Raw genomic sequence first — 12940 nt, forward strand, 5'->3', positions numbered from 1 at the left:
GGGACGATAAGAGCCGCGCGGACCCCGAGCCTCCCTCCGCGTCTGCGACGGCAACCGCGTCGTCAGTCGGGTGAAGCGGCGAGCGGATTATTGCGAGGCTCGAACAAATGTCTTTCGTGTCGAGCCGTGCCTAACCGAAGTATATCAATAATACCCAGGAGAGTCAAGCTTGTCCTATGCAGGGCTGGTTGTCCAGCATAAGCGGAATATGGATGGCGATGCATTATAATGTTGAAATGCCAGCCAACGTGTCGTATGATGTGGATAGGAGCCTGTTCGCAGTATTTCTTGTGGTCTCGAACTATGCCACACAACGCCGGATCGGAGAGGTAATGTGCGATGGCCAGCCTTAAGCGGACCGCCGACTCGACCCTCGCCAAGAAGGTCAACACCATGCTTGTGCTGGATGCGGTCAGGAAGTACTCGCCCTTGTCCCGGGCCGACGTGGCGAAGCTCACCAAGCTCAGCCCGTCCACGGTCTCCGCAATAGTATCGGAGCTCGTGAGCGCCGGCCTCGTGACCGAGGCCAAGGGCGCTCCCACCGGCGTCGCCGGGAGGCGGCCCATCCTCTTGAGTCTAAACGCAGGCGCCAGCCTCGCTGCCATCATTGACGTCCAGGTGACGAGGATCCTATACGGCGTGATCGACCTCGCGGGGAATCCTGTCTCCATCATGAAGGAGGAGGCGGACCTCTCGAGCCCTGCCAACACGGTGGATCAGATCCTCAAAGCGGCCGCGCGGGCCCTCTCGCGTCTTCCGCGGGCGAGCGCCGGTGCCGCCGCCGGTATAGGTGTCGCAGTGCCCGGAATGGTGGATACAAGGACCGGCGTGATCTTGAGGTCAACCAGGCTCCGTTGGGTAAACCTCGCGCTCGCACAGCGACTTGAGCGCGAGTTCGGCCTGCCGGTTCTGGTGGAGCGCGATGTGCGCGCGGCAGCGTGGGGCGAGAGATGCTATGGGCACGCCCGGAACGTGGCCGACTTTGTTTACGTGACGGTGGGCGAGGGCGGATTCGGCGCCGGGCTCGTGATGAACGGAAAACCATACGTCGGCGCTCGAATGCATGCGGGCGAGCTCGGACACATGACCGTGGACATGCGGGGTCAGAGGTGCTCGTGCGGCAACATCGGGTGCCTCGCGGAGGTGGCTTCGTCGGCGATCCGCGAGTGGAAGGCCGGAGGGGCCGGCGATGCGCTCGTCGAATACACTGCTACTGGCCTCGTGAGCCTCATCAACCTGCTCGACCCGGAGCTCGCGGTGCTCGGCGGCGACATCGGTAGCTTGCCCGAATTCGCGGCGCGCGTGGAGGCAGTGGCCAGAGAACGAGCCCTCCTGGCCCCAGGCCAGATGCCTCGCGTTGTCTCGTCGCAGCTCGGAGACATGGGGGTCGCTCTCGGGCTTGCAGGCCTCGTTTTCGATAAGTTCTACTGGGGTGAGGCATTGGCTCACGACCTTCCTGCGGTCGCCGAACGCGCGACTGTGAGCTACCGCTCTTGACGGCGCCGCATCCGCGCTTCGCCTTCTACGCTGCGCGCGACCCCGCGCCTCGTGCGCGCGGTCGCCTCCTGGCAAGCTGCGTCGTGTCGTCGTCCCGTCATGTGCGGGGCTTGCCGAGCGCAGGGCTTGCCGAGCGGCTGCAGTGCAGCGTCGGGTTGCGCGGCGCGGCGGAGGAATCGAGAGGCGGTACGGCGGTGATAAGATGAAATGGCAGTTCAGACTGCTTTTGTTCGGCGCCGCGTGTGTGTTTCTACTCGGGGTCGCGCTCCTCTTGGCGAGCTCGTCGCCGGGGCGTCCAGCCGCGCCGGCCCTCGGGGGCTCGCTGGTGAGCGCGGCCGCAGACGTTGCTGTGCCGGATGGCGCCGAAGCCGCCGAGATCGGGGAGACAGGGGATATAGACGACAGCAAAGCTGGTGATGAAATGACACGTGAACCGGAGCCGTCTCGTGGCCCGGAAGACGCGACTGGCGCCCTTGCGGACTACGTGATATACATCAACTGGGACGGGTTCGCGTACGATTACTATGTATGGGCCAACTCCTCTGGTGGCCCCGGCACGCCCGTGCTCAACTTCCTGGCCTCGCGCGGCGTCCTCTTTACAGCTACCCGCAATGGTTTTCCGAGCATCACCAATCCCATGCAGACCAGCATCGTCACGGGGGCATGGCCCGCCACGCACGGGAACACATACCGCTATTACGACGCGGCCGAGAACATCGTGAAGCAGACTGGCAGGGAGAATGCCGCTGAGACGATCGCGGAAGCGGTCGAGGCCTCGGGAATGTCATGCGCCTCGGTTCAGCAGTTTACGCTGGACGGTCGCGGGGCCTACGCCCGAGACCCGTCTCATCTCTACATCCAGCCTGGCGGGCCCTGGCGTTCGAGAGTCGCCGAAGCCGTCAAGCTCTTGCGTAGGGAACCTGTCAACACTCCAGATGGTCCCGTCGTGGTGCCGGAGATCCCCAGATTTCTTGCCATTTACGCCGATGACCTCGACGCAGCCGGGCACAATTCGGGGATCGGGTACGGCCTGTCCCTGGTCTTCAACTACGACGCGTGGAAGACGAAGATGATCAAGCAGCTCGCGGCCATGGACCGGGATCTTGGTTCACTCGTGGATGCGTTGATGGATCTCGGGATCTTCGAGAGGACCGCCGTCGTGCTCACGGCGGACCACGGTATGTCGCCTGTTTCCGGAAAGTCCAGCCTGCCGGATCTTCTGGCCACCCTCTCCCAGCTCGGCTACACATGCGAGTTGCTTGCCCCCGGGGAGCGGGCGAGGGACGGGACCGACCTCGTTCTCGTGAGCTCGGGGCTTGCCGTCCAGTTCTACTTCAGGCGGGACATTACGCTCTCTCAATACGACGCAGTCATCGAAGCCCTGTCGGCCAAGCCGTACTTCGGGGGTTACATGTCCCTGCACGAGCTGAGGAAGGCCGGCGCCCACCCCATGCTCGGGCAGCTCCTGATATGGCCTGAGCCTCCGCATCACTTCAAGACCCAGGGATTGTTCTTCGGAATAGCCGGGCAGCACGATTCCGGCGACGACACGTCTCGCCACGTGTTCATGTTGTTGAGCGGAGCGGGCGTGAGGAACGGGGCCGTCGTTGACGGGCCGGTTGAGATAATCGACGTAGCGCCCACCATCTCACGGCTTCTCGGGATAAGGCCGCCCGCGAACGCCACAGGGCGCGTGCTGACCGAGGCGCTGCTGCCTGCGGGCGCTCCAGCGTCAGACCTCCAACGCGAGACACGCAGCGAGGAACGCAGTGGCCCCGGCGCGTTGCCTAGAGCCCAAGAGCTGCCTGGAGGGCGGACCACCCGGCGCGATTACATTTCGGATTGAGGCCCGGGCTGAGGCCGAACCGCGAGGATCGGAGCGTCGCGGGCGAAGTGCTATAATACGTACTATGCGAGTCCAGATGCTCGACCTCCGATCGAAGCCGGGAGTTGGGACGACCCGTGGTGGCCGCAAGGCCGGGGGCCCGACGATCGGGCCGGCTAGAGGCAGAGGAGAGGGAAGAGGGGCCGGCGCGATAGTCCGGGTTGCGACAAAGATGCTCGCCCGTGCCGCCCTCGTAGTCGTTGCCTGCTCGCTGTTGTACTCGTACGCTCTTTGGCGAGAACGTCCTACGACCGGGCCCTCGGGCGTGCCGCGGCTCTCGCTTGTCCCTCCTACGGCACACGACAGGATACTTGTGGTCGCTCCCCACTGCGACGACGAAACCCTCGGTGCGGGAGGGTTCGTTTTCGACGCCTCGAGGCAAGGCGCTACCGTGTACGTCGCGCTCATGACCAACGGAGACGGGTTCACGCTCGGGGCGCGGAGGGAGTTTCTGTCCCTGCGCACAAACCCGGCACGCCTCGTGGAGTTCGGGTACCTTCGACAGGCGGAGTCGTTGCGTGCCCTCGGTATCTTGGGCGTTCAGGCCAGCCACGTGTTTTTTCTGGGCTATCCCGATAGAGGGCTTGCCGCCATGTGGCACGAGCACTGGGACCAGCGGAATCCCTACGTATCCAAATACACCAGGACCTCGGCCAGCCCGTACGCCAATAGCTACCACAAGAACGCTCCTTACTACGGCGAGGACGTCGTGCGAGCCCTCGAGGACATCATCGTGAAGACGCACCCGACCACCATACTTGCCTCAGCTCCCGTGGACGGACACGCGGACCATTGGGCGACTTACAATTTCGTTGTGTATGCCTGTGAGGACCTACACGAGCGAGGCCTCTTGACGTCCGGGCAGCCGCGCGTCCTGTGGTATGTCGTCCATAGGGGCGAGTGGCCTTATCCCAAGGGACTCAGGCCGGACATGGAGCTATGGCCGCCGCGCGGCCTTGGGATCGAGGATGTCCCGTGGCTGTCGTACCGCCTTTCGAGAGACGCTGTTCTGGCGAAGGCCGACGCCATCAGGAAGTACAGGAGCCAAATGCTCATCATGGCGAGGTACCTGTTAAGTTTCGCCCGCACCACAGAGCTGTTCGCCGAAGCGACCACCGAGCGCGTCCCGTGGGTGACGGATCCTGGGCCCGATGTCGATGGGCGCTTAGCTGACTGGACATCAGCGGTGGGGGCAGCAATGCACGTGCACGCTGAGCCCACCAGCGATTCGCTTCTGAGGCAGTTCGGAGGCGCCGGCGATTTCACCGGGATGGTGGTGGCTCGGGACAAGGCCGACCTCTACATCGGCCTTCTCGTGAGGCGGGCGGCGTCGAGGGAGATTGTGTACCGCCTTCATCTTCATCCAGTTGACGCCGCACGCAGTGGCCATGTGGGTTCGGAGGGCGACATTGACGTTACTTTCAGGCCCGGGCGCACGGCGGCTGTTTCGGTAGAAAGCTCCGCAGGATCTGCTGGCGGTGGCCGGGACCTTTCGGCCGTCGAGGCAGCGAGCCAGGGCAGAGAGATCGAGATGAGAATACCCCTCGAGCTTCTCGGAGATCCCGGGACGCTCTTCGTAGCTGTGGAAAGTAGGTTCCAAGGGATCATGATCGACCAAACCATGTGGCGCGTCCTTGACCTCAGACAGCCTAAGGAGGCAGGAACCCACTAGACCGCAGTTGTGGCGGAGGTGAGATGCCCCTGGGCCGTCTTTCGGGGCCTTGCCGCCGATCCTTCGAGGAACGCTGCGCTATGGGAGGATGAAATGACGCCATGACCGTTCTGCCCGAGGTGCTGCTTGGTCTCGAGGAAGAGATCTTCATAACCGAACCTACGCTGCCTTCCATCGCGTCGCTGTGGTATCTCGCAAAGCTGCTCTGGAGCCGCCCGTCGTACTACTACACGCACTCGGCCTCGAACTTCGCGCGCGGCAAAGACCTCCGTCAAGGCGTGATGAGCGGAGTGGAGGTCTCCACCGCGGTCCATTCGAGCGCGGCTGACCTGGTACGCGACCTCGCCGAGAGGAGGAAGGAGCTCGCCGGGGTTTCGGGAGGGCTCATGGTGGCCACAGGTCACCTTTTTGACATCGACGCACCCACGAACACGTGTGGCTTGCATATACACGTAGGGCCGGTGGACGAGAAGGACCTGGAGCGCACATACTCCACCCTGGCCCGGTTCTTGCCGCTTCTGTCGCTCCTCACCGCGAGTTCGCCGCTGCGAGGAGGACGCCGGTTCGGCCAGTCCTACCGCGTGGCGCGATCGTATGCCATAGGCCCGCTGCGCGCGACCGACAAGAAGTATCGTTTTCAGGACATGATCATTTCGAAGCGCCTCGGGACCATCGAGCTCCGGGTGTTTGACCCGGTATGGGACCTCGAGAGGATCCGAGTGCTTGCCGAATGCATCCAGGGTCTGGTGAGGGCTGCGGCGGAGCCGGGGTGCGCCTTTTCGTGGGACGAGCATACCTATGCGGAGGAGAGACGTGTTGCGGCGACGCGGGGCTACGCGGGAAGCCTGCGGCAGCGTTACGCAGAGCTGCGTGACGTCGTGGACGTGCCCGAGCAGCTGTTTGCTCGGACTGTCTCGGATGAGCTGTATGAATGCTGGCGCCGCTACGGGACGCTTGTCACCTATACAGCCCTAGACCGCGCGTACCGGCACGGCGTGTTCGACCCTGGCTGGGCGGCTGCTGCGACCTGTACGCCCGGCGCGTTGGGCCTTGTCCGAGGTCTGGCTGGATTCGCATGTTACTATGTTCCGAAGTTGCCGTATATAATCTTCAAGGGACTGAAGGAGCACTAAAGAGATGAGCGTTGGTGCAGTGATGTTGATGGTAGTGGGGGTCGGAGCCGCGCTCGTGGGCGCGCTGGTTCTTTTCTTGAGGCGCGTATGGTTTTACCGGGACCCCGTGAGGGTCCCGCCTGACGACCCTGCGGCCATCCTGGCGCCGGCGGACGGCAAGCTCATATACGCCCGCAGGTTCACGGGCGGGAAGGTCTTTGTGGAGAAGCTGGGGAAGACGATTCCCGTGACCGAGTTATCCGGAACTGATTTCGGTGCGGGCGAATCCGGCTGGATCATAGGGGTATACATGACGCCGCTCGACGTTCATTTCAACTACGCTCCCGTGGCAGGCACCGTGTCGCGTGTGGTTCACACTCCCGCGGCGGTGAACCTGCCGATGTTGGACCTTTGGGAATACGTCAAGCTCACTTACCTGAGGCAAGCCATCGATCTTTTCGGGCGCAGGTACCACCTGTCCAACGAGCGCAATACCATATTCATCAACGTGGAGCGGCCGTGCTCGCAAGGCCCCGGGGCTGCGGGTGGCACGGTGGGTGTGCCTGGCGCCAGGCGGACCATGATTGCCGTAGTCGAGATCGCTGATAAATTCGTCAACAAGATACGGTGCTTCGTGAAGGAGGGCGACATCCTGCGGCCCGGTCAGAAGCTGTCGTTCATAGAACGTGGGTCGCAAGTGGACCTCGTGATCCCCGGGGATGACGTCGAAATCGTTGCAAAGGTGGGGCAGCAGGTATACGGCGCCCGCACGGTGATAGCGAGGTTCAGAAACAGGGGGACGACGGGAGAGACGGGAGAGGAAGTGCCAGAAATGGCGGAGGCGGGGCGAAGGATAGAGGGGACTACGGGGACTGCGGCGGCGGCGGGGCCGGCGGAGCCGGCGGGTTAGCGAACGGGGGCCGCGCAAGGGGCTGCAACGACGATGGTGGGAGCGTTGGCGACGGCCGCCCAGCACGAGGCTGAGGCCTGAGCCCGTGAGACCCGGACGGGCGCGGGGCGCGGGGGCGCGAGGGCGTCGGGATGCTACAGGATACGGCGGTGCTGCTGCACCAATACGGATACCTTGTCATATTCGTGGTTCTCGCCATAGAGGGAACAGGAATGCCGGGCATTCCCTTGGAGATCGTGTTCCTCGGAGCGGGTTATTTGATCCAGCACGGCCAGATGAGATTTGAATACGCCGTTGCTGCGGCGGCGCTTGGGAACACTTTTGGCAACCTCCTGGGTTACATGATGGGCGCTGCTGTACGGGTGATTGCCGGCCGTCGCAGGGATGCCCTTCACCGCCCGGGTGACCGTCAGAGCGGCGGCAGGGGGCGGCGCGGCGGGGGCGCGGACCCGGGCGAGTGCGCCGTTAACGCCCTCAAGGGAAGTGACGAGCGCCGTGCGAGGGATGTGGGCGAGCGCTACACCCGCTGTCTTTCTAAAGGTGCACCGCTCGAGGCATCCGGCCCTTCCTCCAAGCATGAGACACAAAGGCTGCCTCGACGGCTTGCTCGGGAGGGCATCCTGTCCCGAGTCGATCTCTCAGGAGTGGAGGACTGGTTCTGTAAGTACGGCGCCGCCACCGTGTTCATCGGACGCTGGTTCGGGCCCATCAGGACGCCCGCTATACTGGCGTCGGGTTTCATAGGGATTGACATACGGAAATACCTGGCGGCATCAGCCTTGGCTTCCTTCTCATGGTGTCTCACGTGGCAACTCGGCGCATGGAAACTCGGCGAGGCGGTGGTTCGCCTGCTTGAGCCCCACGTGCTCGGGGCGCTCTGGCCGTGGCGGTGGGAGCTGTTGGCAGCCGGGGTGCTCTTTGCCACCGTCGCGCTATTAGCCCTGCGACTTATCCCCAGACCAGGTGCGTCCAAGTAATTTTGCTTGATGTGCGAGGCTACAACTGACGGGACAGACATCATCGGGGCGGCAGGATCGTGCGTTGTCCGTGTCGAAAGGTACCATTGTGCTTAGGTACTAGCGGTGGCTTCCTCTTGAAATTGAAAGGATGAGGATAGCTCGTGAGATTGTCTGTGGTCGATACGGAGAGGTGCATCGGCTGCCAGAGCTGCATGTTCGCGTGCGCGAGACGACTCGGGAAAGGCGGCCTCGCTGGCACGTGCATTGGGGTGAGATCCATCGGCGGCATGGAGCGGGGTTTCAAGGTGGTCGTGTGCCGAGCATGCGACGACCCACCGTGCGCGAGGGTCTGCCCTGTGGGCGCGCTTCAGGTCCGCAGGGGCGGGGGTGTGCGCCTCGATGAAGCGCGGTGCATCGGGTGCGGCCACTGCCGTGACGCCTGTGTCATCGGCGCGGTTTTCTGGGACGACGAAACGGGGAAGCCGATGATCTGCGTCCACTGCGGCTATTGCGCGAAGTTCTGCCCGCACGGCGTGCTTACCATAGAGAGGGCCGACACGACTGAGAGCGCTGCTGCGCGCGTTGGCATGGCCACCGGAACCAGAGGAGAGAGGGCGGAGGGGCAGGAGAGCCTGGAGAGGGCCCTTGAGGCGAGCAATGTGGCACACGCAACAGAGAAGAGTGCGGAGGGGGCTGGAGCAAATGCTTAGGGGCGATCCTCTCGCAAACGTCCTCTACATAGACCTTTCCAAGAAGAAGCATTGGGTCGAGCGGCGGGAGGACCTCTTCGAGAAGAGCATAGGAGGCGCGGGCGCGGCGGTCGAGCTCCTGCACGAGGAGTGCCCCCGGGGTGCCGATCCGTTTTCCCCCGAGAACCCAATCGTCTTCGCCGTGGGCCCGTTGACGGGGCTGTTTCCCCTGGCCTCGAAGACCGTTGCCATGTTCAAGTCCCCCCACACCGGTAACCTCGGCGAGAGCCATGCCGGAGGGCGAAGCGCCGTCGCCATTCGCACGGCAGGGTACGGGGCGATCGTCATCCGGGGGGCGAACGATATCCCGGGGTATGTGGCTATCCACGGCAGCGAGGTCCACTTCCGCGACGCCCGTACCCTCTGGGGCATGAGGGACAGCTTCACCGTTGGTCGCATCATCCGGGAGAACGAGCCGGCGGCCGGGCTTCGCAGCATCATGCGCATCGGCAGGGCGGGCGAGAAACTGATACCGTACGCTTGCGTTACCACGGAGAGCTACAGACATTTTGGCAGGCTGGGGCTCGGCGCGGTCTTCGGCAGCAAAAAGCTGAAGGCGGTCGTGGTGTCGGGCAAGCACTCGCTGCCGGTGGGAGGGGGAGAGGGCGCGGGGGGCGCCGCGGAATACCGGCGCGTGTACGACCAGATATACCAGGAAGCCGTTGCCTCGCCGGTCATGAAGAAATACCACGACCTCGGGACGCCGGAAAACGTCCTGCCCTTGAACGCCCTCGGTGGACTGCCAACACGTAACCTGAAGGACGCCAGGTTTGAGGGGGCTGACCGCATCTCCGGGGAGGCGCTGGCCGAGCATTACCTGGGGCGGAGGCTGGCCTGCTCCCACTGTCCGGTGGGGTGCATACACATTGCGGCGCTCCGGGAGCCTGACGAAAACGAGCCTTACTTTTACAAGACCAGCATGATCTCTTACGACTACGAGCTTATCTACGCGCTTGGCTCTATGCTCGGCGGCTCGGACCCCGAGGGCCTTCTGAAGCTCATCGACCGCATCGAGGTCTACGGGCTTGACGCCATGAGCACAGGCGTGGTGCTGGCCTGGGCGACCGAGGCCCAGGAGCGCGGCCTCGTATCTGAGGACGCGGCAGGCGGCCTTCGGCTTGCCTGGGGCGATTATCCCGCCTACCTCGAGGCGGTGCGGCGGATCATCGAGCAGCCGAACGAGTTCTACGCGGCGCTCGCGCGCGGCGTTGAGCACGCTGCCTCGGTATACGGGGGCGAGGACTTTGCCCTCGCCTTCGGTGGCAACGAGATGCCGGGATATCACACGGGCCCCGGGGCGCACTTGGGGTTTCTGGTGGGAGCGCGGCACAGCCACCTGGACAGCGCAGGTTACAGCGTGGACCAGAAGGTGCTCATGAAGAGGCAGATCCCTCCGGACGAACTCGCGCGCGAGATCCTCAAGGAGGAACGCTGGAGGCAGGTCCTGTCCAGCCTGGTGGCGTGCTTCTTCGCGAGGGGCATATACAGCCCTGAGAGGACCGCCGCGGCCCTGCGGGTGGCCGGGTTCGAGTACACCGCCGATGACCTCAAGAGGATCGGCGCAGACATACACAGACGGAAGTACGCCTTCAAATTCCGCGAGGGGTTTTCGTTCGAGACGCTCCGCGTGCCTGGGCGGATTTTCGAGACTCCGAGCCCAGTCGGCGCGTTGCATGAGAGGTACCTGCAGGCGGCCATTTCCAGCATCGGGGAGACAGTCGGGGCTGGTGACTAGGCTCTTGAGAGGCCATTTGCCGCTGCTGTCGTGCGGAGGCGGGGACGCAGACCATTCTCCTCCCAGGAGGACGTGCCTCAGCAATAGCCCGACAGGGGCACGGGGGATGCCACCGCGTTGCTGAGACATTGCGCTGCTTGCGTACCTGCTGCTCCCCATCCTTGTCATGCGGCGCTTCATCACCGCGTGTGGGTTGGACCCTTGTGCTCGGAGCAGTGACAGACCGACGGAGACTAGGGTACCTTCGCCCGAAAGCGTGAAGAACGACAATCCACAGTCGTCTTGCACTCCGTTAAGGACTTCGAAGAGACCGTCCCAGTCACCTTTGAGCATATCCTTGTTCAGCTCGAATACCACAGTCTGGACTGCTGCCTTGCGCAGGAGTCATTACATCCCGAGGAGCGCATGGTACTCCCTGCCTTCGGTGTCTGTCCTTATCAGGTCTATATGGTGGACGCGACCTAGTAGGCTGTCTAGTGGTTCAGACGGCGTTTCGATGGTTTCGATGCCGTCCACATAGTTCTCGAAGTAATCGTCCCCGTGTTCATGAATCGACGAGTTGCCTACGAATCGGTTGGCGAAGTGGGAAACGACGGTTCCTTCTGAAGAGTACACGGCCATGTTGATGACATGACATCATTCGCACAAGTAGTTTATCGACAGGTTGTCCTTGACTATCAGGACAATGTGAGGATTAGCTTCGTACGCAAGTACCCGTCCTGTCCGACCCACAAGATGCCCCGACAGATTCACCACTAGTCAATCCACTCTACCAAACTAGGATGCGGGTCGAGGATGGATTCGTATTGCTGCTTGATACCGTATCGTGCGTTTGGATCCAGCATCTTGTATCTCCGGTACTTGAGCTCTCGGTCAGCAGGCGTTGCCCAGCCGAAATGCTTCACTCGCAGCTCTGACCGGGCGCCGGGCAGAGCGGTCACGTTATTCGGAAGCCTGCCACAGTGCAGCGGGGTCTCTTGCCACGTGTACTTGAACCTGGGTTGGTAGCGCACGAGGAAGACCCTGTAGGTCTTGTGAGCCTGCCAGTACGGATCTTCACGATAGTGTGTCGGATCCCAGAAGTCGTAGAGTCGGAATGAGTAATAGTCGTAGAACGGCTGGTTGATGAGGTCGCGTATGGCAGACGTGGCCCTGTCCTCGAGCATTTCGTCTGCATCGAGAACGAGGATCCAATCCGGATTGGTGCTCACGGTGAGCTCCCACTGCTGCCTCCTCAGTTCGACCTCGTTGTGAAAACCGTGCTTCGAGTTCGAGACGATTGTCGTGGGAATGTTGCTTAGCGCCTGTCTGCACACTTCGACGGTGTCATCCTCGCTCGCGTCATCGAGAATCACGGCGGCGTCGATGTATTGCGCGGCGTGTTCGAGTACTCTGCGGAGATACCTGCCAGCTTCGTTCCGAACCAGCATGGACAGGGTGAGCCTGTTACCCTCGTACTTTGTTACTCTGGTCTGCATGAAATCTGGCAAATCGGGCTCGGGCACCCTCGTGAACTCCACCCCTCTTACCAGCCACCTTGTTTCCTTCTCAGGTCTGGTTACGAGGACCCGGCAGTCATACAACTCGCGGAAATACCTGTCTTGTTCGACACCATGAGTCAAGACGCGGCCGGTCACAAGCGCTTCCGTTGCCTCGGAGTCTATCAAAGCCAGGCGGGAGCTCAGCACGTCAGTCCTCGAGATGAGTCTTGCTTGCATGGAAGCTCTCAGATCGTCTTCAAGACCCTTTGAGATCTCCGACCAATAGTCTGGTGCGAGAAGCTCCATTCCGTCGTCGCGTCTTGGGTCCCTGAAGTCGAAACTCCAGAACCGTTCGACCGCTCGTTTTGCTGCAGAGAGAATCTTGTTCATCTCGCTGCGAATCCCGTGGGATTTCAGCAACGTAGCAGCGGCCTTATGAACCGGGGCTTGCGCTTCGGTGCGGTTGGCTTCTCGGTAGTCCTTGACACGTTCGAGATCTGACTCCCTGTAAATGTGATAGGCGGGATAGCATGTGTCAACATAGAGCCTCAATCCGAGTGCTGCCGCCCGTATGCAGAAGTGTCTGTCCTCTCCCCAGAAAGACACGTTAGGGACTTCCCGAAACGAGACGCCTTTCTGAAGAGCCTCTCTCGATATCAATGTGCACGCGCCCAACCCGCCCACCTCGTACAATCCGGGCGTCTTCAGACTCTCCAGAAACGCCCGAGTCCTGGACTGGGCCTCTTCTTGGGAAATACGTTCCCCGCGTGCGTGCTCGAACAGAGTGTATTGGTCCTGGAGCCAGACCTGGGGCAGCGGAGGCGAGTCAGGCTGCCACTGTGTCCAGAATATCTCGGACACAATCGCCCTCCCACAGGTGATGAGGTGTCGGAGGGTATCCGGGTGCAGAACGAGGTCGGAGTCGATCAAGAAGAGGTAG

10 protein-coding genes are annotated in these 12940 nt (G+C 62.3%); 8 read left to right on the plus strand and 2 right to left on the minus strand.

Annotated elements, in window-relative coordinates; translation table 11 throughout:
- Positions 1 to 339: 339 nt before the first annotated feature.
- The 8 genes from GX515_12565 to GX515_12600 all read left to right on the plus strand — a co-directional run bounded on the left by GX515_12565 (position 340) and on the right by GX515_12600 (position 10519).
- Complete coding sequence (locus GX515_12565) at positions 340 to 1497, plus strand: ROK family transcriptional regulator (protein HHY33828.1); 1158 nt, start codon at positions 340 to 342, stop codon at positions 1495 to 1497.
- A gap of 202 nt (positions 1498 to 1699) precedes the next feature.
- On the plus strand, positions 1700 to 3343 hold the full coding sequence (locus tag GX515_12570) for a hypothetical protein (GenBank protein HHY33829.1): 1644 nt from the start codon (positions 1700 to 1702) through the stop codon (positions 3341 to 3343).
- Between the two features lie 64 nt (positions 3344 to 3407).
- Positions 3408 to 5054: a hypothetical protein gene (locus GX515_12575; GenBank protein ID HHY33830.1), complete on the plus strand. Its 1647-nt coding sequence runs from the start codon at positions 3408 to 3410 to the stop codon at positions 5052 to 5054.
- A gap of 101 nt (positions 5055 to 5155) precedes the next feature.
- Positions 5156 to 6187: a hypothetical protein gene (locus tag GX515_12580; GenBank protein HHY33831.1), complete on the plus strand. Its 1032-nt coding sequence runs from the start codon at positions 5156 to 5158 to the stop codon at positions 6185 to 6187.
- 4 nt (positions 6188 to 6191) lie between these two features.
- Positions 6192 to 7076, plus strand: coding sequence for a phosphatidylserine decarboxylase (locus GX515_12585; protein ID HHY33832.1), 885 nt, complete (start codon positions 6192 to 6194; stop codon positions 7074 to 7076).
- Between the two features lie 131 nt (positions 7077 to 7207).
- Complete coding sequence (locus GX515_12590; protein ID HHY33833.1) at positions 7208 to 8053, plus strand: hypothetical protein; 846 nt, start codon at positions 7208 to 7210, stop codon at positions 8051 to 8053.
- Positions 8054 to 8247: 194 nt separating this feature from the next.
- The gene (locus tag GX515_12595) at positions 8248 to 8745 is read left to right on the plus strand and encodes a 4Fe-4S binding protein (protein HHY33834.1); all 498 of its coding nucleotides are present in this window, start codon (positions 8248 to 8250) and stop codon (positions 8743 to 8745) included.
- Entirely contained in the window at positions 8738 to 10519 is a 1782-nt protein-coding gene (locus GX515_12600; protein HHY33835.1) for an aldehyde ferredoxin oxidoreductase family protein, read from the plus strand. The genes GX515_12595 and GX515_12600 overlap by 8 nt, the downstream gene beginning before the upstream one ends.
- A 387-nt stretch (positions 10520 to 10906) precedes the next feature.
- Here the strand turns inward: GX515_12600 and GX515_12605 are convergent, their stop codons facing one another.
- Complete coding sequence (locus tag GX515_12605) at positions 10907 to 11140, minus strand: hypothetical protein (GenBank protein ID HHY33836.1); 234 nt, start codon at positions 11138 to 11140, stop codon at positions 10907 to 10909.
- A 134-nt stretch (positions 11141 to 11274) separates the two neighbouring features.
- A complete protein-coding gene (locus GX515_12610) occupies positions 11275 to 12390 on the minus strand; it encodes a hypothetical protein (GenBank protein ID HHY33837.1) in 1116 nt (371 codons plus the stop codon).
- Positions 12391 to 12940: the final 550 nt, after the last annotated feature.

The sequence above is a fragment of the Bacillota bacterium genome (genome assembly GCA_012842395.1).
Taxonomy (GTDB): Bacteria; Bacillota; SHA-98; order UBA4971; family UBA4971; genus UBA6256.